The organism is Bacteroides faecalis (assembly GCF_003865075.1).
GTDB lineage: Bacteria > Bacteroidota > Bacteroidia > Bacteroidales > Bacteroidaceae > Bacteroides > Bacteroides faecalis.
In genome coordinates this window covers 258,644-279,350 of the sequence record NZ_BHWB01000007.1, presented here as the reverse complement: position 1 = coordinate 279,350, position 20,707 = coordinate 258,644, and the positions used below count along the sequence as shown (strand labels likewise).

The following is a 20,707-nucleotide window of genomic DNA, read 5'->3' as shown; positions in this document are numbered from 1 at the left end:
GGGCGGCGGTGCCATTCCCCATATCGTCACCGAACGGGATTACCAGACCAGCGTTCTTGTACTTTCTCACCTGGCAATCTCCAGAGTATGACGGTTATCCATAACAATCCCGTCAGTGAGATCACATTCCACAACGGAAGCCCTGTTCTCTACAGTAACGTAAGGGAGAGGTGGAAGGCGGCGGTTCCGCCCTTGTGACAGAGTATGTCTACCATGTGCCTTGCCATGAGTACAACAACGTACTGGAATGGGACCAATATGATCCTGAGTTGAATTATGTCAAAAAAGAGAAACAAGTGAATGATTACCTGTTAAGTCACTCTTACAAAGAATTGAAAGGCCTCGTATGCCCCCTTCCCAACAATCCGGGAAAGCATCCGGATGAATACATCAATATGTCCGACGACCAATGGCTGGCAGGAAAACTGAAGCGAGTGGACCGTTACAAGGATAATGGCTTTTTTTTATCCACTACGGAGTATGAGTACGAACATGTCAGTACGGGAGGCGTGGTCAGCATCGACATCCCGGTACGACATATCTCTGTCAGCCGGGAAGTCTGCGAAAATAATCCGGGAGATTATTCCTGGGATAATGTATTCAATACCGGCAGGTTCTATCCATCGGAAGACGGTGGGCTAGCCCAGACTACCTTCTATCTGGATCCCGGGTCGTATACATTCCTCACAAAAGAATATACCATAGAAACTCGTGAGCAGGTACCTCATGACCAGCCCCCTTATGAGTTTGAGTCTTACAAGGAAAATAAGACATTCGAGTATAAGTTTTCCCATCTGTCGGGAACTTCTCTGGCCCCCCGTAAGATAACCACTGTCCGCAGTGACGAAGGTCTCACTATTGACGAGTACGATTATCTGGACGGGCAATTTCCGGGAATACTTTCGATGCACCGTCATACGGAAGGGGGCAGCCGGAAAGAGAACCGTATCCTCTTCAAGGAAGGTACAAGCCTTCCCGAGAGAGTGTTTTCCGCGACGGACCGGGAAACAGAATTTCGTGATGAGGTGGTTTATACGGCTTACGACTTATATAACAATGTGGCAGAGGTACACAGCAAGGACGGAACTCCCATTACGTATCTCTGGGGATACCGGGGCCGCTTCCCGGTTGCTATGATAGAGAATGCCACACGATCGGAGGTACTGGCCGCCATGGGAGTGGACGCCGGTGAGGCAGACGGTTGGGCAGGAGACATGATGCCTGGCCCGGCCATGCTACAGGCCCTGCAGCTTTTGCGTACTTCTTTACCGGAAGCGAATGTGTACACCTGCGAATACGAACCGTTGCAGGGGGTGATAGCTGTCACCGATCCCAATGGAATCACCACCCGGCATGAGTACGACGGTTTCAACCGGCTGACAAGGAGCTATTACCTGGACTCGGCCGCGAACAAGGTACTGCTGCAACAGTATCTCTACCACCTGGGGGAGAAATAACGGGAATCAGGTATGCTGAAGGCCGTATATGCCTGTGGCGGATTCACCAAATGCGACTACGGCTTTTCGGCATAGCTGATAAAGTAAGCTTGTGAACAAGAGTAATACAAGAGTAAAACAAGAATCAAAAATAGAATCAACAATAGCATAAATAACGAATAATTCAACAATAGCATAAATAACGAATAATTATGAAAGCGATACGAACTATCAGAAATCTGCGGACATTGGGAACCCTCCTTTCGTTCCTGGTCCTGTCCCTATATCCCGTCGGTGCTTCCGCCCAATCCCGGGACACCCTGTACATGCACACCAGTGCCGGACAGCCTCACATCATCACTGTGACTCCGCGGATAAAGACTTCCGGACTTGCCGGACTGAGTGAGAACCAGATGCGGCGTGAAATCCAATACTACGACCGCTTCGGTAATCCTAACCTGAACATCCTGCATGGCCTCTCCCCTAACGGAGAAGACCTGGTAAACCTGCAAAGCTATGACGGGCTTAACCGGGAATCTTTCCGTTACCTGCCTGTAGGCGCGAATACCTCCGGCGGCAAATACATGGAACCTTACGTGGTGGGGGACATAGCCCGGGCGGCCGCTTACTACGGCAAAGACACTGCCCCCTGGAGCTATCCCGTCCACGAGAACTCCTCTCTGAACCGGATCAGACAACAGTTCGGTCCAGGAAAGGACTGGGAGGAACATCCGGTGCAGACCTCTTTCCTTACCAACCAGAACCGACAAGGACTGGCGCATTACCTGACCTTCTATCCTAAATTGAGCGCGCGTATCTATTCCCTTTCAGCGGACAGCCTCACCTACCGTCAGGACTATGCGACAGGTACTCTCGACTGTACGCAGACTACTGACGAGGACGGACACATCACCCTGGAATTCAAGGACCGGGCTACGGACCGGGTACTCCTTTCACGCGTAATGGACGGGGAGGTGATGCTCGATACCTATTACGTTTATGACAACTACGGGAATCTACGGATGGTATTACCTCCGGCAGCTTCGGACTTGCTGACCTCGGCCACTACCCCCGCTTCCTGGACCGAGACTGCGGCAGCCATCCAAAAATATGCTTACCTCTACAAATATGACGGACGGAACCGTTGCATCTACAAGAAACTTCCCGGTTGCGATCCCGTCTATACAGTGTATGATTCAGCCGACCGTCCTATCTTCGTACAGGACGGAATGCAACGTTCCAAAGGGGAATGGTCCTTCAGCATACCCGATGTTTTTGGAAGGATCGTCTTGACGGGAACCTGCAAGAATACGCTGAATCATGCAAATGATCCGTTAAAGAACGTAGTGGTGAAAGCTACCCGGTTAACAGGCACGAATCAGACTAATGAGCTGAAAGGATATACGCTTCCCTCAAAAGTCGCCTTGACCACCCCTGTTATATTGAGCGTAAATTATTATGACCGGTATAACTTTATAGGATCGAATGGAATTCCTTCGGGCGCTTCCACTGCTTACGAAAAAGTAGCAGGGTATGACCAACTCAGGACAGTGGGAGTCAAAGGCTTGCTTACAGGCACACTGACGGCTAAGATATCCGGCAATGGGACGGTATCAGGATACCTGTACTCGGTGATGTATTACGATGAGAGGGGACGTATGATCCAGCAGCGGGGAAACAATTCTCTGGGAGGAGAGGATAAGATATTTACTGCCTACGACTTCCCGGGAAATCCTACGCAAGTCAGGAAAGTACATACTGTCGGGTCGGACACCCGGACAGAAGTATATACCCATACCTATGACCCGGCGGAACGTCTGTTAAAGACCACCTATCAGTTGGATAATGCCGCGGCAGTGACTCTGGTGGATAACACCTACGATGAAGTGGGACGTTTGAAGTCGGACGGGCGAAACGGGAATGCTAGGCTGAAAACGGAGTATGCTTATAACATTCGTTCTTGGACGAAGAGTATTACAGGGACGCTGTTCAGTCAAACGCTGAATTATCAGGAGGCAATAACGGGGAATACCCCTTGCTATAATGGCAACATCAGCAGTATGTTGTGGAAGGCAGGAACGGAAACGATCCAAAGGGGGTATCGTTTCACGTATGACGAGCTTTCCAGATTGAAGGATGCCCTCTACGGGGAAGGCGCTACGCTTGCCTCTAATACGAATCGATTCAATGAGCAGATTACCGCTTATGACAAGATGGGAAATATCTTAGGCCTGAAACGTTACGGGCAGACGGCTGCAAGTAGCTACGGGCTGATTGATAATCTGACTTTGACGTATAACGGTAACCAGTTGCAGGCGGTAAAGGACGTTGCCACAAGTTCGGTTTATGGTAATGGAACTGAATTCAAAGACAATTCCAATCAAACGGTGGAGTATGCTTATGATAAAAATGGTAATCTGACCAAAGATTTAAACAAGAATATTAGTAGTATTGGGTATAATTTTTTAAATTTGCCTGATCAGGTAATCTTTGCGGATGGTAACAGCGTGCAGTATGAGTATGCAGCTGACGGAACGAAGCTTCGTACGGTACATAAGACGGGGGCTACTACCTTAACAACGGATTATTGTGGTAATGCGATCTATGAGAACGGGGTGTTGAAGATGTTGCTCAATGATGCGGGTTATGTCAGTTTCCCGGATAGGAAGGTTCATTTCTATTTGAAGGATCATCAGGGTAATGTAAGAGTTGTAGCAGATAAGGATGGCAATGTTGAGGAGACGAATGCGTATTATCCTTTTGGTGGTACTTTTACATCAACCAATAGTGTTCAGCCTTTTAAGTATAATGGTAAGGAGTTGGATACGAGGAATGGATTGAGCTGGTATGATTATGGGGCGAGACATTATGATGCGGTGATAGGGAGGTGGCATGTGATGGATCCCAAATGTGAAAAGTACAATTATTTGTCTATATATATTTACGTTTTTGTATTTAATCTATTTGGGTATAAAAAAGAAGGTGCTAAGAGGCAGTTTCTTCGCTCCTAGTCACCTTCCGGTAATCCTGTATGTTGATTATACTTTATAGTTATTTGCTATAAGCTGCCCAATCTGTATTTTTCATATCACCACTCTTAGCAAGTTCGGCATGCATACCCAATGCTGCTTGAATAGCGTGTGGAGTCTGCGCTTTGCTTCCTGCCAGTTTGAGGTAATCCCAAAGCAATTGTTTGTAGTCAGGATGAGCACAGTTTTCGATGATAGCTTGTGCACGTTCTTTCGGGCTCTTTCCGCGCAGGTCGGCAACACCTTGTTCGGTGATAACGATATTTACAGAGTGCTCGCTATGATCCAAGTGAGAAACCATCGGAACAATTGCACTAATCTTTCCTTCCTTCGCAACTGACGGACAGGTGAAGATGGAAATATAAGCATTACGCGTAAAGTCTCCCGAACCACCAATACCGTTCATCATCTTTGTTCCTCCGATATGAGTAGAGTTTACATTACCGTAAAGGTCTACTTCAATAGCAGTATTGATAGAAACAATACCGAGACGGCGAACCACTTCTGGACTATTGGAAATTTCCGAAGGACGGAGAACCAATTTGTCGCGGAAGAAATCCATATCATTGTAAACACCTTCCAGGCAGTCATTGGTAACAGTTAAAGAACAAGCACTACCAAACTTGATACGTCCTTCGCGAATCAAACCGATTACAGAGTTCTGGATCACTTCAGTGTACATTTCGAACGGAGGAATTGTTTTGTCACGTCCCAATGCACCAAGTACAGCATTAGCGATATTTCCTACTCCTGATTGCAAAGGCAGAAAAGTAGATGGTATAATGCCACGCTTCATGTCAGCAGCAAGGAAGTCGGCAACATTCTCACCAATCTTATCAGTCAAAGGATCAGCATCCGCAAAAGAACGTGCTTCGTCCGGCTTATTTGTTTCTACCACACCGATAATCTTTTTCGGGTCTACCTGAATATAAGGTAATCCGATACGGTCACTTGGCTTGTAGATAGGAATTTCGCGACGGTAAGGCGGGTCCAACGGTTCGTATACGTCGTGCAACCCCATACCTGTTTTGCTATGTGCGTTGTTCAACTCAACGATAATCTGGTCTGCCAAACGACAAATAGTAGGAGCAATCCCACCGGCAGCGGTCAGGTAAATCTTACCATCTGGAGTCAGCTCGCAAGCTTCGATGATGGCAACGTTTACTTTACCCATGAAACCATAGCGAACCTCTTGTGCCATTTGCGATAAATGGATATCGTTGTAAGCAATCTCTCCGTTGTTTACAGCTTTGCGGAAGTCGGAATTCGTCGTGTAAGGAGCCCGGTAACGAATTGCTTTGGCGCGTGCCATCACTCCGTCACATGATTCTCCAGTAGAGGCTCCTGTGAAGATACCTACTTGAAAAGGATTTCCTTTTGCATGTTCTGCTTCCGCAATTTTTGCAAGTTCGGCTGTAACAGCCTTAGCGGTTCCTGCGGGAGTAAATCCGCTCAAACCGATGTTGTAGCCATGTTTGATCAGGCTCGCAGCTTCTGCTGCTGAAATACGATTGAATGACATAAATAGTATAAATTCGTGTTAGATTACAATTTTCTTTTATGGGTTCTTACTTTCTCATTAATACTTACGTTGCATGATTTCTCCCCAGATGATAGCACGACGTGCTTCTTCTACGGAGTGGATAGTAAAGTCCTCTTCGCTTTCTGAGAGTTCCTGAGAAACGGTAGATGAAGAAATATGCGGGTGACTCGATTGAGATTCGGTATTCTGTTGTGCAACGTTATTTTCGGAGCCAAACTGTGCGATATGCTTTTTCTGGTTCTTTGGTTTTTGTGAAGGAGAAGTAGATTCCTTCGGAGTTGTTGCCGGTTGGAAGATATCTTTCGGTGTGAATATGTTGCCCCACGCCTCAGGCAAGGGAACAGCATCCGGAACTGTTTCGGCAGTCGGTTGTGTAGGAGGGACAGAACGTTTATTTTCTGTATTATCAACTGTTTTTTTCAACGATTTGACTATTCCTACAATAATAACACCTGCTAGCAAGAGAAACTTAAAAATATCTTCCATAATGTTGCATTTCTAAATAGTTGTCCGCCAAAGGTAAATATAATATCTGATTCAGGCTAACTTTTTGGTATGAAAAAAGGGCAGCTTCACAGCTCCCCTTAATTTTTTTAACCTAAACCTTAACTATGAAAAAATCTAATGTTTCTTTCATTGCACAAAAGTGAAAAATAAAATTAAAATTACCAAGAAATAAGCTGGGAAATGTTTATTCTATTAACATTAATTACAATTCTATCCCTTAATATACAATTTTTTGCCTTATTGGGGGCAAATAAAGTAGAAGAGACTAATAATTCTTTGTACGATACTTATATACTATATCCTTAAAGGTATAATCATCATTTTAGATATTGGATTTTACTGATTCGTACAATTAGCTTCTAAAATCTCTACTTTTTGGGGATTGTCTTCGTAATTTCCTGCATCTCTTTAAGTGTGAAACTGCCCAATAGGCGCATGACCGTAAAATCATCCTCTGTCGAATCTGCTATCATAACCATTTCGCTGATAAGATTCCCTTTCTGTTTGATATAGAAATTTACTTTTGCATTTTCGTCTTTTATCCGCATCAGTTCTTCATAATCCTTCTTCATCAGGGCAGTAAAATCTTTCTTCATACTTTCCTTTATCCTTTTGTCTTCAGAGGTGAGGATATGGAGGGATTCTATTTTGCCTTTCATATTCTCTAAGTTCAATCCCGGAGTACTAACAGAAGGCATCATCTGGAACATTTTTTTCGTGATGAAGATAGAGGTCACATTATCTTTGTCGGCATATTTGTCGAACAACGTATGTTGGGCAAAACAAAGATTTGCGCAAAACAGCAATACTAGGGTATATAAATATCTCTTGGTCATATTATTCATTGTTTAATTGTTTATTTAATATTTTATTCACCTTATAAATTTCTTCACTGGTTTTATTGACTTTGGTAAGTCCCTTGTTCAAGTTTGCCGACATCATAGCCAATGCATTTTGAGCAACGATTGCTGCTTCTTGCGGGTCAGTATATGTATCGGTCAGAGATGTTTCAGTACTATTTGTTTCAGAAAAGACAAATAGTACGGCACCGAGTAGGGTGGCAGCTATTCCTCCTGCCCAATAGCATAATCGTCGTTTAGGTGAGAATCGCTTACCGGCATTACTTGCCTTGCCGACTTGCATTTCTTCCTTCGCCAGAAGATCAATCTTCTGTTCCAGCCTTTCCGATAGCCCATCCGGTAGAGATGATTTCTCCCGTAATGCTTTGTTTATTAATTCTTCTATTTTCTTCTCATCCATAACTGTTTGATTTATCAAATTTCTCTCGAATAAATTTCCTTGCCCGAAAGAGCAAGGTTCGTATGTTCGCGGTACTTAGTCCTGTTAGTTGCTCAATTTCCTCGTAGGAATAGTCTTCCATGCTGTATAGACGAAGTACTTGTCGCTGATTATTAGGCAGCAGTTCGATTAACTTTTGCACATACCGGATATCATCTTTTTCCTCTTGCTCTTTCTCCGGTGACGAATCGGTTGCAATCACAATCCTTTCTAATGATTCCTCCCCTTCATCGTGTCGTGCTCTTGGTGAGCGAAGAAAATCCAGGCAGAGATTCTTGACCAGTGTTACCGAAAATGCTTCCGGGTTCAAGATACCTTCCAGTTCCTCCCGTTTGTTCCACAACTTGCAGTATGCTTCTTGAAGGATATCTTCTGCATCTGCCTGGTTCTCTACTAAAGCGTAAGCAATCCGATAGAGTTTAGGGTGAAACGGGAGAAACCGTTTTTTGAATATCTCAACGTCCATTGTCTTTATGGTCATTGATAAACTTTCCCATATGTCGAGGATCCATATTTCCTTTGAGGCGAATGAGTGCATAATCATCTCCGGTTGTGAGAATCACTAGTTCCCGAATCTTGTTCTCCTCTATTTTGACTAAGATTCTTGTATGACTGTTATTCTTGTTGGACTTGATCATTGTTTCGTATGCCGGATCTTTCAGGTTCTTGATTGCGGTGTCCAGACGTTCCTTCACATTCTGTTCACAGTCATTGAATCTTAGAATTTCTATGCCTTCCACTCCCATTGACTTTTTGAATAAAGCAAGCTTCGTTGCTATGGTATCCATATTGACAGAAGTAATGTCACTCTCTGTCCGGAAGTTATTGAATAACTGGTCCACCTTCTGTTGTCCGTAACTCAATTGGGCAATAAGAGCGATTATAGCTATCACAAGTATTTTTTTCATTGTACTCAGTATTTTATGTTAATATTTCATTTTTTCGATAGCCCTTCGTTTGCGCGCTTTTTGAGGGACTTTCAATAGGGAGACGAGATAAGGAAAGGGTTTGTTACAAAATAAATGAAAAAATATGAGTGATCCTCTCTTTCTAAGAAAAACAAATTGTGTTTTCTTGCTCCGCTTTTCGATGAATTTTAACCTGTCTACCTTGAATTTCAGTTCATTTTTACGATGAATTGAAAGCGAAGCCGTATCTTTGCAGACGAATTTAACAAGAATAACGTATGAATGAACTGACGGAAGCGGACTTTAAATCCGCAACTGCTGATGACAACAAGAAGTTGTTCATCGAAACTTATGGCTGCCAGATGAATGTAGCCGACAGTGAAGTGATAGCCTCCGTAATGAAAATGGCGGGTTATTCGGTGGCCGATACGCTTGAGGAAGCTGATGCAGTGTTTATGAACACTTGCTCTATCCGTGACAATGCGGAGCAGAAGATTCTTAACCGCTTAGAGTTTTTCCACTCACTGAAGAAAAAGAAGAAACACCTGATTGTGGGAGTATTAGGTTGTATGGCAGAACGTGTAAAGGATGATTTGATAACGAATCATCATGTAGACCTGGTAGTAGGTCCGGACGCTTATCTGACACTTCCTGATTTGATTGCAGCTGTAGAAGCCGGCGAGAAAGCAATTAATGTGGAACTTTCGACTACCGAAACTTACCGCGATGTGATTCCTTCCCGGATTTGTGGAAATCATATTTCGGGATTTGTTTCTATCATGCGCGGGTGCAATAATTTCTGTACGTATTGTATTGTGCCTTATACGCGCGGGCGGGAACGTAGTCGTGATGTGGAAAGTATCTTGAATGAAGTAGCCGATCTGGTATCGAAAGGTTATAAAGAAGTTACTTTGCTGGGACAAAACGTAAACTCCTACTGTTTTGAGAAACCTTCAGGGGAAGTGGTAACATTCCCGATGTTGCTCCGTACCGTAGCCGAAACCGCACCGGGAATACGTGTTCGTTTCACAACTTCTCATCCGAAAGATATGAGTGATGAAACGTTGGAAGTTATCGCTCAAATGCCAAATGTTTGCAAACATATCCATTTGCCGGTACAGAGCGGAAGTTCTCGTATCTTAAAACTGATGAACCGTAAATATACTCGTGAATGGTATTTGGAACGGGTAGCTGCTATCAAACGTATCATTCCCGAATGTGGATTGACGACTGATATTTTCTCCGGTTTTCATTCAGAAACAGAAGAAGATCATCAATTGTCTCTTTCCCTGATGGAAGAATGTGGATACGATGCTGCTTTTATGTTTAAATATTCCGAACGTCCGGGTACGTATGCTTCCAAACATCTTGAGGATAATGTGCCGGAAGATGTGAAAGTTCGTCGTTTGAACGAAATCATTGCTTTGCAAAATCGTCTGTCGGCAGAGGCTAACCAGCGGTGTGTCGGCAAGACCTATGAGGTATTGGTAGAGGGGGTATCCAAGCGTTCGAGAGATCAGCTTTTTGGTCGTACAGAGCAGAACCGGGTGGTTGTGTTTGACAGAGGAACACATCGAGTCGGTGATTTTGTGAATGTGCGTATTATGGAAGCGAGTTCAGCAACGCTAAAGGGAGAAGAAGTGTTATAGACTTTTCCCTCCTTCTTTCTATTAAAAGTCCTTAAAGAAAGGTTATTACGTCACTTTTTATTTGTTTCTTTGCACCAAATTAGGGTATAGTGTTGTCTTTTGATTGGAGGGCAACACTTAATTTTGTGCAGAATTAATGGAGAAACTCACTATAAATGCTTGTCCGTTGTGTGGTGGTACACACTTGAAAGGTGTTATGACGTGCACGGATTTTTATGCTTCGGGCGAACAGTTTGAACTGTATTCGTGTGAAGATTGCGGATTTACATTCACGCAAGGTGTTCCGGTAGAAGCAGAAATTGGCAAGTATTATGAAACTCCCGATTACATCTCTCATACTGATACGCGCAAAGGCGCAATGAATTCCGTTTATCACTATGTACGTTCTTATATGCTGGGCCGTAAAGCGCGTCTGGTAGTAAAGGAGGCACATCGTAAAACGGGGCGTCTGCTCGATATCGGAACGGGGACCGGTTATTTTGCAGATACCATGTTGCGTCGTGGATGGCAAGTGGAAGCGGTAGAAAAGAGTCCGCAGGCACGTGCTTTTGCATTAGAACATTTCGACTTGGAAGTAAAACCGGAATCGGCTTTGAAAGAGTTTGAACCGGGTAGCTTCGATGTAATTACACTCTGGCATGTGATGGAACATTTGGAGTCACTCAATGAAACATGGGAGTTGCTTCGTGAACTGCTGACTGAAAAAGGTTTGTTGATTGTGGCAGTACCTAATTGCTCTTCTTATGATGCGGAGCATTATAAAGAATATTGGGCGGCGTATGATGTTCCCCGTCATCTTTGGCACTTTACTCCTGCTACTATACAGAAGTTGGCTTCCCGTCATGGTTTTATTATGGCAGCCCGCCATCCGATGCCGTTTGATGGATTTTATGTATCCATGCTGAGTGAGAAACATCGTGGCAGTTCGCTCAGCTTCCTGAAAGGTATGTATGTGGGAAGCATGGCTTGGCTCAGTGCAATGGGGCGTAAAGAACGAAGTAGCTCTATGATTTATGTATTCCGGAAAAAAAGATAACGCATGGGAAATAAGAACAGACATAAATCGACCTCACTTTTCGACATGCAGTTTATCACGTCGAGTATCAGTACGACACTAGTATTGTTGTTGCTGGGACTGGTTGTGTTTTTTGTGCTGGCAGCGCATAATCTTTCTGTATATGTACGCGAAAATATCAGTTTTTCTGTTCTGATCAGCGATGATATGAAGGAAGTAGATATCCTGAAACTTCAGAAGAAGTTGAATAAAGAAGCTTTTGTGAAGGAATCCGAATATATATCAAAGAAACAGGCTTTGAAAGAACAGACTGAAGCCATGGGAACTGATCCGGAAGAGTTCCTTGGCTATAATCCTTTTACGGCTTCTCTCGAAATAAAACTTCACTCTGATTATGCAAACTCGGATAGCATTGCGAAGATTGAAAAGATAATCAAAAAGAATTCTAACATACAGGATGTGTTGTACCGGAAAGAACTGATTGACGCTGTTAATGAGAATATTCGGAATATCAGCCTTGTGCTGTTGGCGTTGGCGGTGGTACTGACATTTATTTCTTTTGCATTGATAAACAATACGATCAGGCTTGCAATTTATTCCAAGCGTTTCCTGATTCATACGATGAAGTTGGTGGGAGCCAGTTGGGGATTTATCCGGCGTCCGTTCCTTCGGAAAAATGTGTGGAGTGGAGTGTTTGCAGCGGTGATAGCCGATACAATATTGATGGGTACTGCTTATTGGGCGGTGACGTATGAGCAGGAGTTGATTCAGATCATTACTCCCGAGGTGATGTTGATTGTATGCGGAAGTGTGCTGGTGTTTGGAATAGTGATTACTTGGCTGTGTGCTTACATTTCTATCAATAAATACTTGAGGATGAAAGCAAATACGTTATACTATATTTAATATAGATGTAATGTTAAGGGGGATTTATAATGGTTGATTCTTGGATTTTTAATTTATAATTAAATAAAACTATGGCTGACAAGCAGAAATTTGCTTTTGATAAGGTAAACTTTATCTTACTGGCAATAGGGATGGCGGTTGTTATTATCGGATTTCTATTGATGACAGGACCTTCGTCGTCCGAAACGGCTTTTGAGCCGGATATTTTTAGTGTACGTAGAATCAAAGTGGCACCTGCAGTTTGCTTGTTTGGTTTTTTATGGATGATTTACGCTGTACTGCGCAAACCGAAAACGAATCAAACTGATTATAACAACACGACTGATATTAATAAAGAAGTACAATGAGTTGGTTAGAAGCATTGATTCTTGGATTGGTTCAGGGATTGACTGAATATTTGCCTGTAAGTAGTAGCGGACATTTGGCTATCGGATCGGCACTGTTTGGAATAGAAGGGGAGGATAATTTGGCGTTTACAATTGTTGTTCATGTGGCTACGGTATGTAGTACGCTGGTTATATTGTGGAAAGAGATCGATTGGATTTTCCGCGGACTGTTTAAGTTTCAGATGAATGAAGAAACCCGCTATGTGATTAATATAATAATCTCAATGATTCCAATAGGAATTGTAGGCGTGTTCTTTAAAGATTATGTAGAAGAGATATTTGGTTCGGGATTGTTGATTGTGGGTTGTATGTTGTTGCTGACAGCCGCTCTATTAACGTTCTCTTACTATTATAAACCACGTCAGAAAGATAAGATCTCGATGAAAGATGCGTTTATTATCGGTCTGGCACAGGCCTGTGCAGTTATGCCGGGATTGTCACGTTCGGGATCTACTATTGCTACCGGACTTTTATTGGGTGATAATAAGGCGAAGTTGGCGCAGTTCTCTTTTCTGATGGTAATTCCCCCTATTTTGGGAGAAGCAGTGCTTGATGGCATTAAGATGGCAAAGGGAGAATCAGTGATGGGAGATATTCCTACGTTATCACTGGTAGCAGGCTTTTTAGCTGCTTTTGTTGCCGGCTGTCTGGCATGTAAATGGATGATTAATATTGTGAAGAAAGGAAAGCTGATCTATTTTGCTATTTATTGCGCAATTGCAGGATTGGTGACGATTATACTGAGCTGATGAATTTTAAAAAAGGAGAAGTACTATTTTTCAATAAACCTCTCGGCTGGACTTCATTTAAGGTAGTCGGTCATGTCCGTTACCATATTTGCCGCCGCATAGGAGTGAAAAAACTAAAAGTCGGTCATGCCGGAACACTTGATCCTCTCGCAACGGGAGTGATGATTATCTGTACCGGGAAGGCTACAAAACGGATTGAAGAGTTTCAATATCATACGAAAGAGTATGTTGCCACACTTCGGTTAGGCGCTACTACTCCATCCTATGACTTGGAACATGAGATAGACGTTACTTACCCTACAGAACATATCACAAGGGAGAAGGTAGAAGAAGTATTGACGCACTTTATCGGTGCTATCGAGCAAGTTCCCCCAGCCTTTTCTGCCTGTATGGTAGAGGGTAAACGGGCTTACGAATTAGCACGTAAAGGCGAAGATGTAGAGCTGAAACCGAAGCAATTGGTGATTGACGAAATAGAGTTGCTGGAGTGCCGGTTGGATACTCCTGAACCGATGATCCGGATTCGTGTTGTATGCAGTAAAGGAACCTATATTCGTGCTTTGGCACGTGATATTGGCGAAGCGCTCCAGAGCGGAGCCCATCTGACAGGATTGATTCGTACTCGTGTCGGCGATGTCCGGTTGGAAGATTGTCTGGACCCGGAACATTTTAAGGAGTGGATCGACCAGCAGGAAATAGAAAATGAAGAAGATAATAATTAACGTAATAAAGAATAGATATGAAACTATCACAATTCAAATTTAAGTTACCCGAGGATAAAATCGCTTTGCATCCTACGAAGTATAGAGATGAGTCGCGCTTGATGGTGTTGCACCGTCGTACTGGTGAAATTGAACACAAGATGTTCAAGGATGTGCTGAACTACTTTGATGATAAGGACGTATTTATATTCAACGATACAAAGGTATTTCCTGCCCGTTTGTATGGTAACAAGGAGAAGACGGGTGCTCGTATCGAGGTATTCTTGTTACGTGAGTTGAATGAAGAGCTTCGCTTGTGGGATGTACTAGTAGATCCTGCCCGTAAGATTCGTATCGGTAATAAGTTGTACTTTGGCGAGGATGATTCTATGGTTGCCGAAGTAATTGATAATACGACTTCACGCGGCCGTACGCTTCGTTTCCTTTATGACGGGCCTCATGATGAATTCAAGAAGGCATTGTATGCGTTGGGTGAAACTCCCCTGCCCCATTCTATCATCAACCGTCCTGTAGAGCCGGAAGATGCGGAACGTTTTCAGTCTATCTTTGCTAAAAACGAAGGTGCGGTTACCGCTCCGACTGCCAGCTTACACTTTAGTCGTGAGTTGCTGAAGCGTTTGGAGATTAAAGGCATTGATTTTGCTTATATCACATTACATGCCGGACTAGGTAACTTCCGTGATATTGATGTGGAAGATTTGACAAAGCATAAGATGGATTCCGAACAGATGCTTGTTGATGAAAAAGCGGTGAATATGGTGAATAGTGCTAAAGATAACGGTAAGAGTGTATGTGCGGTAGGTACTACAGTAATGCGTGCCATAGAAAGTGCAGTGAGCACAGACGGACACTTGAAAGAGTTTGAAGGTTGGACGAATAAATTTATTTTCCCACCGTATGACTTTACGGTAGCTAATTCGATGATTTCTAATTTCCATATGCCTCTTTCTACTTTACTGATGATTGTGGCTGCTTTCGGTGGTTATGATCAGGTGATGGATGCCTATCATGTAGCATTGAAAGAAGGTTACCGTTTCGGTACTTATGGAGATGCAATGTTGATTCTGGATAAATAAACGGAGCCTTATGAAGATATGTCCGGAATGTCATGAAGAAGTAGAAGATAACTTCGATATCTGCTGGAACTGTAACTATAGCTTTCCAGACGGTCGGGTATTGGGTATAGCAGAAATTTCCGGTGAAGGACAGTCTGTCGATCATGAAGAAAGGTCAATAGATTGTTTACGTTGTCATGTCAAAATGGAATATTCCGGGAAATATGAGTTTCATGAGGGTATGAATACCGGTTTCTTTGGAAACTTCTTTGAACTATTTCAGAATCGTGAAGCGTTTAATTTGTATGTTTGTCCTCAGTGTGGCAAAGTAGAATTCTTTGTTCCTATGGATAAAGAGTATGTTATTAAAACATTTTTTGCCGGAAAGAAGTAGTTTACGATGTCAAAAGTATATTTGGGACTCGGTACAAACCTGGGCGATAAGGAACAGAATCTCTTGATTGCCGTACAAAAAATAGAAGAGCAGATAGGGAAAGTGATTTCCCTGTCTGCTTTTTATGTAACTGCCCCTTGGGGGTTTACTTCTGATAATAGTTTTTTGAATGCTGCCTTGTGTGTGGATACAGAGTTATCCCCCTTGGAGGTATTACACAAAACGCAAGGGATAGAATGTGATTTAGGACGTATCCATAAATCGGTTAATGGAACTTATAGTGACCGGGTGATTGACATAGACTTATTGCTTTATGATGATCTGGTTCTATCCGTTGAGTCTCCTTCAGGTGCTGAGTTGAATCTCCCTCACCCTTTAATGGCGAAGCGTGATTTTGTGATGCGCCCTTTAGCAGAAATTGCACCTGACCTGATACATCCAGTTTTGGGAAAGACAATGAAGAAGATTTTAAGTGATTTATAAAGCTTTCGTGGTATCTATATATTCATTGTGCTGGGCATATATAAACACCCTGCTGTATCTATATACCCACTAATTGGCTTCTTATATATTGATTATCAATTGATTATTTTCTCATCTTCTCTGCAATGAAGCGTGGCAGATATGCTATACATCCAATCAAGGTTGCATATAGCAAGTGAATATCTTCAAATTCGATATCCATAAAATGACAGACAATTGCATAGATTGCAATGGTAAACCCCACATAGAGTGCCAGAACAAATATTGTTTTTAATTTCTTATTAATGACCATTGAACGATTTAATTTTGAAAGAGTACCTAACATACTTACGTTCTATAAAACGAATATTTATATGTTAAACATTGCCCAAAGATAAAAAGAATATTCGAATAATACTTATCTTTGTGTCCGAAATGAAAGTGTGGACAGATTTGAGTAGCTTGCAACCACGGAAAAAAATGCTAAAACATAACTTGTTGATGCCCTTCCGGCTGGTTCTTGCAGCACTCACCTCTCCTACTCATTCATTGATCATTTTCTAGTTTTAATTCTTAATTTATAAGAAGATGGGATATTTATTTACATCCGAATCGGTGTCAGAAGGACACCCCGACAAGGTAGCCGATCAAATATCGGATGCCGTACTTGACAAACTGTTGGCTTACGACCCCAGTTCGAAAGTAGCTTGCGAAACACTGGTAACTACCGGACAAGTGGTACTAGCGGGTGAGGTGAAAACAAAAGCGTACGTTGATCTTCAACTCATCGCACGTGAAGTAATTAAGAAAATCGGTTATACCAAAGGAGAGTATATGTTCGAAAGTAACTCTTGCGGTGTGCTTTCTGCCATTCATGAACAGAGTCCCGATATCAACCGTGGTGTAGAACGTCAGGACCCGATGGAACAGGGTGCAGGCGATCAGGGAATGATGTTTGGCTATGCAACCAATGAAACGGAAAACTATATGCCGCTTTCACTTGATTTGGCACACCGTATTTTACAAGTGCTGGCTGATATCCGTCGTGAAGGCAAGGTGATGACTTACCTTCGTCCCGACGCTAAAAGCCAGGTTACGATTGAGTATGATGATAACGGAACTCCTGTCCGTATTGATACGATTGTGGTTTCTACGCAACACGATGACTTTATCCAGCCTGCTGATAATTCTGACGCTGCTCAACTGAAAGCTGACGAAGAAATGCTGGAAATTATTCGTAAGGACGTGATCGAGATACTTATGCCGCGTGTCATTGCTTCTATTCATCATGATAAAGTATTGGCACTGTTCAATGACCGTATAGTCTATCATGTAAATCCGACCGGTAAGTTTGTGATCGGCGGCCCGCATGGAGATACCGGTTTGACAGGACGTAAGATTATTGTAGATACTTATGGTGGCAAAGGTGCTCATGGTGGTGGAGCTTTCTCCGGAAAAGATCCTAGTAAGGTAGACCGCAGCGCAGCTTATGCAGCCCGGCATATTGCAAAGAATATGGTTGCAGCAGGTGTAGCTGACGAAATGTTGGTACAGGTTTCTTATGCCATTGGAGTTGCTCGCCCGATCAATATCTATGTAAATACTTACGGACGTTCTCATGTAAGCATGAGCGACGGTGAAATAGCTCGCGTTATCGACCAACTGTTCGATCTTCGCCCGAAAGCGATTGAAGAACGTCTGAAACTTCGTAATCCGATTTATCAGGAAACAGCTGCTTATGGCCATATGGGACGTGAGCCTCAGGTAGTGTCGAAGACTTTCCACTCTCGTTACGAAGGTAATAAGACAGTAGAAGTGGAACTGTTTACATGGGAGAAACTTGACTATGTAGATAAGATAAAAGCAGCTTTCGGTCTGTAAGCCGGAATTAACCTTATAGAAAGGTCGCCCGTTTTCGGTCTGCGTATGATTTTTGCAGTCACGAGAGGGCGACCTTTATTATTTTTTCCTAATTTTGCACCCACAACCGTAAACCCGTAAATAGTGATGAATCAGATACATTCCGTATGCGTATACAGCGCTTCCAGTACAAAGATAGATCCTGTATATTTCGAAGCTGCCGAACAACTTGGACGTTTGCTTGCCGAACATCATATCCGTTTGGTCAATGGTGCGGGAAGTATCGGTCTGATGCGTTCTGTAGCCGATGCAGTGCTCAGTAATGGCGGAGAAGTGACAGGTGTCATTCCTCATTTTATGGTAGAGCAGAACTGGCAACATATGGGGCTGACGGAATTGATCGAAGTAGCTTCCATGCATGAACGTAAGCAGAAGATGGCAGACCTGAGCGATGCGGTCATTGCCTTGCCCGGAGGTTGTGGAACGCTGGAAGAGTTGCTTGAAATAATTACCTGGAAACAGCTTGGCTTATACCTCAATCCGGTGGTGATTCTGAACGTCAATGGCTTCTATGATCCTTTACTCAATATGCTTGGTAGGGCGATTGATGAAAATTTCATGCGTCGTCAGCATGGTGATATCTGGAAGGTAGCCAACACGTCTGAGGAAGCTGTCGAATTGCTTTATACCACTCCTGTCTGGGATATCTCTATTCGTAAATTTGCTGCGATATGAGACCCGGAGCACTCATACATCCCACAAGTACTCTTGCACAGTCGCCGAATGATTCGTTGCAAACGGACTCGACGGCAACAATGTTGCTGAGAGATACCACATCTGTGGTTCCTGCGGATACATTGCCTCTTTTCTATCAAGGGCAATTTGTGTCGGCAGATAGTGTTCAACTGACGGAATATCATTCCGTACAAGAATATGCCCCCGGTTTTGAAGGAGAACCCCTTTCCTACTCTCCGCGTACAGATGATGTGATCTCTTTGACATTGCTGGTATGTTTCTTTCTTTCTTCCATTGCATTGGCAAGAGGAAAGAAATTCCTCACACAGCAAGTGAAAGACTTCATATTGCACCGCGAACGAACCAGTATTTTTGATAGTTCCACAGCTGCCGATGTGCGTTACCTGATTGTACTTACTGTCCAGACCTGTGTGCTTTCGGGTATTGTATTCTTCAATTATTTTCATGATAAACAACCGATGTTGATGGAGCGGATTCCTCCCCTGCTTCTTTTAGGAGGTTATGTCGGTTCTTGCTTAGTTTACTTTTTCCTGAAATGGATCATTTATATGTTTCTGGGGTGGGTTTTCTTTGATAAAAACAGGACAAATATATGGCTTGAATCTTATTCTACACTCATATATTATGCTGGATTTGCACTTTTCCCTTTTGTTCTATTTCTCGTTTATTTCGATTTAAATCTAACGAATCTGATTAGATTTGGGCTGACGATTCTAATTTTTACTAAAATATTGATGTTTTATAAGTGGATAAAGCTTTTTTTTCACCAATTAAATACTCTTTTCCTATTAATTTTGTACTTTTGCGCTCTTGAAATAGTACCTTGTCTGTTACTCTATCAAGTACTAGTTCAAATAAACAATATATTGCTAATAAAATTTTAGGACGTTGAAAATTAAAAAAGTACTGGTATCGCAGCCTAAGCCTGCGTCAGAGAAATCTCCCTATTACGACATTGCTGAAAAGTATGGCGTAAAAATAGATTTCCGGCCTTTTATCAAGGTGGAAAGCCTTTCGGCGAAGGAATTCCGGCAACAGAAGATTTCGATTCTTGACTATACTGCCGTAATATTTTCTTCCCGTCATGCAATTGATCATTTCTTCCATTTGTGTACAGAACTTCGTGTCACAATCCCGGAAACAATGAAATATTTCTGTGTAACCGAAGCGGTTGCACTGTATATCCAGAAATATGTTCAGTATCGTAAGCGTAAAATCTTCTTTGGTACTACCGGAAAGATTGAAGACCTTATTCCTGCTATTCTGAAGCATAAGACTGAGAAATATCTCGTGCCTATGTCTGACGTTCACAATGATGATGTGAAGAATTTACTCGACAAGCATAATATCCAACATGCTGAAGCTGTGATGTATCGTACAGTCAGCAATGACTTTACAGCCGAGGAGGATTTTGATTATGATATGTTAGTGTTCTTTAGTCCTGCCGGAGTAACTTCTTTGAAGAAGAACTTTCCGGATTTTGACCAAAAAGAGATCAAAATCGGTACTTTTGGTTCGACTACGGCACAAGCAGTACGCGATGCCGGACTTCGTCTGGATCTTGAAGCTCCTACAGTGAAAGCTCCGTCGATGACTGCTGCACTTGATATGTTTATCAAGGAAAACAATAAATAATTCATAGTGAGTTTATATACTTTGCGTAAAGCCGAAAGGCTGAATAGTAAAATTCTGGTCGGAAAGATGTTTGAAGGAGGTGTTTCCAAATCCTTTTCCATCTTTCCGTTACGCATTGTATATATGCCTGTCGAAAAAGGAGAAGCTTCGGTTGCTATTCTTATCAGCGTCTCGAAACGGCGATTCAAACGGGCGGTAAAACGCAATCGGGTGAAACGTCAGATTCGTGAAGCTTACCGCAAAAACAAACATCTGTTGCTAGATCAGCTACAATGCTGTAATCAACATCTTGCCATTGCTTTTATTTATCTTTCGGACGAATTTGTTGCTACTTCCGAATTGGAAGAAAAAATAAGAATTGCGCTTTTGCGCATTTCTGAAAAGCTATCATTATGA

General features: G+C 42.8%; 24 protein-coding genes. 17 read left to right on the top strand and 7 right to left on the bottom strand.

Annotated features, from left to right (window positions below; all coding sequences use genetic code 11):
• The 3 genes from EJF25_RS25740 to EJF25_RS13865 all read left to right on the top strand — a co-directional run.
• The coding region (locus EJF25_RS25740) for a hypothetical protein (protein ID WP_235016818.1) at nt 1–198 on the top strand (198 nt) is incomplete at its 5' end.
• On the top strand, nt 171–1,457 hold the full coding sequence (locus EJF25_RS13870) for an RHS repeat domain-containing protein (protein WP_125041652.1): 1,287 nt from the start codon (nt 171–173) through the stop codon (nt 1,455–1,457). The genes EJF25_RS25740 and EJF25_RS13870, both read left to right, overlap by 28 nt.
• Nucleotides 1,458–1,648: 191 nt before the next feature.
• The gene (locus EJF25_RS13865) at nt 1,649–4,447 is read left to right on the top strand and encodes an RHS repeat domain-containing protein (protein ID WP_125041651.1); all 2,799 of its coding nucleotides are present in this window, start codon (nt 1,649–1,651) and stop codon (nt 4,445–4,447) included.
• A gap of 40 nt (nt 4,448–4,487) precedes the next feature.
• On the opposite strand, the gene EJF25_RS13860 is transcribed toward EJF25_RS13865, so the two are convergent.
• The 6 genes from EJF25_RS13860 to EJF25_RS13835 form a co-directional block, all read right to left on the bottom strand.
• Complete coding sequence (locus EJF25_RS13860) at nt 4,488–5,987, bottom strand: butyryl-CoA:acetate CoA transferase (RefSeq protein WP_125041650.1); 1,500 nt, start codon at nt 5,985–5,987, stop codon at nt 4,488–4,490.
• 57 nt (nt 5,988–6,044) lie between these two features.
• Nucleotides 6,045–6,494: a ferrichrome ABC transporter substrate-binding protein gene (locus tag EJF25_RS13855; protein ID WP_125041649.1), complete on the bottom strand. Its 450-nt coding sequence runs from the start codon at nt 6,492–6,494 to the stop codon at nt 6,045–6,047.
• Nucleotides 6,495–6,883: 389 nt separating this feature from the next.
• The gene (locus tag EJF25_RS13850) at nt 6,884–7,351 is read right to left on the bottom strand and encodes a DUF4252 domain-containing protein (protein WP_125041648.1); all 468 of its coding nucleotides are present in this window, start codon (nt 7,349–7,351) and stop codon (nt 6,884–6,886) included.
• Nucleotide 7,352: 1 nt separating this feature from the next.
• Nucleotides 7,353–7,775 (bottom strand): hypothetical protein, encoded by a 423-nt coding sequence (locus tag EJF25_RS13845; protein WP_125041647.1) that lies wholly within the window; start codon nt 7,773–7,775, stop codon nt 7,353–7,355.
• Nucleotides 7,768–8,280: a GFO_1088 family ECF-type sigma factor gene (locus EJF25_RS13840; protein WP_025075519.1), complete on the bottom strand. Its 513-nt coding sequence runs from the start codon at nt 8,278–8,280 to the stop codon at nt 7,768–7,770. The genes EJF25_RS13845 and EJF25_RS13840 overlap by 8 nt, the downstream gene beginning before the upstream one ends.
• Nucleotides 8,270–8,722 carry a DUF4252 domain-containing protein gene (locus EJF25_RS13835; protein WP_125041646.1) on the bottom strand — a complete coding sequence of 151 codons (453 nt, stop codon included), beginning with the start codon at nt 8,720–8,722 and terminating at the stop codon, nt 8,270–8,272. Before EJF25_RS13835 ends, EJF25_RS13840 begins: the two co-directional genes overlap by 11 nt.
• A 278-nt stretch (nt 8,723–9,000) precedes the next feature.
• On the opposite strand from EJF25_RS13835, the gene miaB reads away from it, so the two are divergent.
• From miaB to folK, 9 genes are all read left to right on the top strand, one after another.
• Nucleotides 9,001–10,371: a tRNA (N6-isopentenyl adenosine(37)-C2)-methylthiotransferase MiaB gene (gene miaB / locus EJF25_RS13830; protein WP_125041645.1), complete on the top strand. Its 1,371-nt coding sequence runs from the start codon at nt 9,001–9,003 to the stop codon at nt 10,369–10,371.
• A 136-nt stretch (nt 10,372–10,507) separates the two neighbouring features.
• Nucleotides 10,508–11,407, top strand: coding sequence for a methyltransferase domain-containing protein (locus EJF25_RS13825; RefSeq protein WP_125041644.1), 900 nt, complete (start codon nt 10,508–10,510; stop codon nt 11,405–11,407).
• Nucleotides 11,408–11,410: 3 nt separating this feature from the next.
• Nucleotides 11,411–12,292: a cell division protein FtsX gene (locus EJF25_RS13820; RefSeq protein ID WP_125041643.1), complete on the top strand. Its 882-nt coding sequence runs from the start codon at nt 11,411–11,413 to the stop codon at nt 12,290–12,292.
• A gap of 71 nt (nt 12,293–12,363) precedes the next feature.
• Nucleotides 12,364–12,639 (top strand): DUF3098 domain-containing protein, encoded by a 276-nt coding sequence (locus EJF25_RS13815; protein WP_025075523.1) that lies wholly within the window; start codon nt 12,364–12,366, stop codon nt 12,637–12,639.
• Nucleotides 12,636–13,427 (top strand): undecaprenyl-diphosphate phosphatase, encoded by a 792-nt coding sequence (locus tag EJF25_RS13810; protein ID WP_125041642.1) that lies wholly within the window; start codon nt 12,636–12,638, stop codon nt 13,425–13,427. The genes EJF25_RS13815 and EJF25_RS13810 overlap by 4 nt, the downstream gene beginning before the upstream one ends.
• The gene (gene truB / locus EJF25_RS13805) at nt 13,427–14,149 is read left to right on the top strand and encodes a tRNA pseudouridine(55) synthase TruB (protein ID WP_125041641.1); all 723 of its coding nucleotides are present in this window, start codon (nt 13,427–13,429) and stop codon (nt 14,147–14,149) included. The genes EJF25_RS13810 and truB overlap by 1 nt, the downstream gene beginning before the upstream one ends.
• Nucleotides 14,150–14,166: 17 nt before the next feature.
• The gene (gene queA / locus EJF25_RS13800) at nt 14,167–15,225 is read left to right on the top strand and encodes a tRNA preQ1(34) S-adenosylmethionine ribosyltransferase-isomerase QueA (RefSeq protein ID WP_025075526.1); all 1,059 of its coding nucleotides are present in this window, start codon (nt 14,167–14,169) and stop codon (nt 15,223–15,225) included.
• 10 nt (nt 15,226–15,235) lie between these two features.
• Complete coding sequence (locus EJF25_RS13795; protein ID WP_125041640.1) at nt 15,236–15,598, top strand: hypothetical protein; 363 nt, start codon at nt 15,236–15,238, stop codon at nt 15,596–15,598.
• A gap of 6 nt (nt 15,599–15,604) precedes the next feature.
• Nucleotides 15,605–16,081: a 2-amino-4-hydroxy-6-hydroxymethyldihydropteridine diphosphokinase gene (gene folK / locus EJF25_RS13790; protein WP_125041639.1), complete on the top strand. Its 477-nt coding sequence runs from the start codon at nt 15,605–15,607 to the stop codon at nt 16,079–16,081.
• Between the two features lie 103 nt (nt 16,082–16,184).
• On the opposite strand, the gene EJF25_RS13785 is transcribed toward folK, so the two are convergent.
• Nucleotides 16,185–16,373 (bottom strand): hypothetical protein, encoded by a 189-nt coding sequence (locus EJF25_RS13785; protein ID WP_125041666.1) that lies wholly within the window; start codon nt 16,371–16,373, stop codon nt 16,185–16,187.
• Between the two features lie 275 nt (nt 16,374–16,648).
• On the opposite strand from EJF25_RS13785, the gene metK reads away from it, so the two are divergent.
• The 5 genes from metK (at nt 16,649) to rnpA (ending at nt 20,707) form a co-directional block, all read left to right on the top strand.
• The gene (gene metK, locus EJF25_RS13780; RefSeq protein WP_125041638.1) at nt 16,649–17,941 is read left to right on the top strand and encodes a methionine adenosyltransferase; all 1,293 of its coding nucleotides are present in this window, start codon (nt 16,649–16,651) and stop codon (nt 17,939–17,941) included.
• Nucleotides 17,942–18,067: 126 nt separating this feature from the next.
• Nucleotides 18,068–18,655: an LOG family protein gene (locus EJF25_RS13775; RefSeq protein ID WP_125041637.1), complete on the top strand. Its 588-nt coding sequence runs from the start codon at nt 18,068–18,070 to the stop codon at nt 18,653–18,655.
• Between the two features lie 83 nt (nt 18,656–18,738).
• The gene (locus EJF25_RS13770; RefSeq protein WP_370685722.1) at nt 18,739–19,560 is read left to right on the top strand and encodes a DUF4271 domain-containing protein; all 822 of its coding nucleotides are present in this window, start codon (nt 18,739–18,741) and stop codon (nt 19,558–19,560) included.
• A gap of 4 nt (nt 19,561–19,564) precedes the next feature.
• On the top strand, nt 19,565–20,311 hold the full coding sequence (locus EJF25_RS13765; protein ID WP_125041636.1) for a uroporphyrinogen-III synthase: 747 nt from the start codon (nt 19,565–19,567) through the stop codon (nt 20,309–20,311).
• Nucleotides 20,312–20,317: 6 nt separating this feature from the next.
• Nucleotides 20,318–20,707: a ribonuclease P protein component gene (gene rnpA / locus EJF25_RS13760; RefSeq protein WP_125041635.1), complete on the top strand. Its 390-nt coding sequence runs from the start codon at nt 20,318–20,320 to the stop codon at nt 20,705–20,707.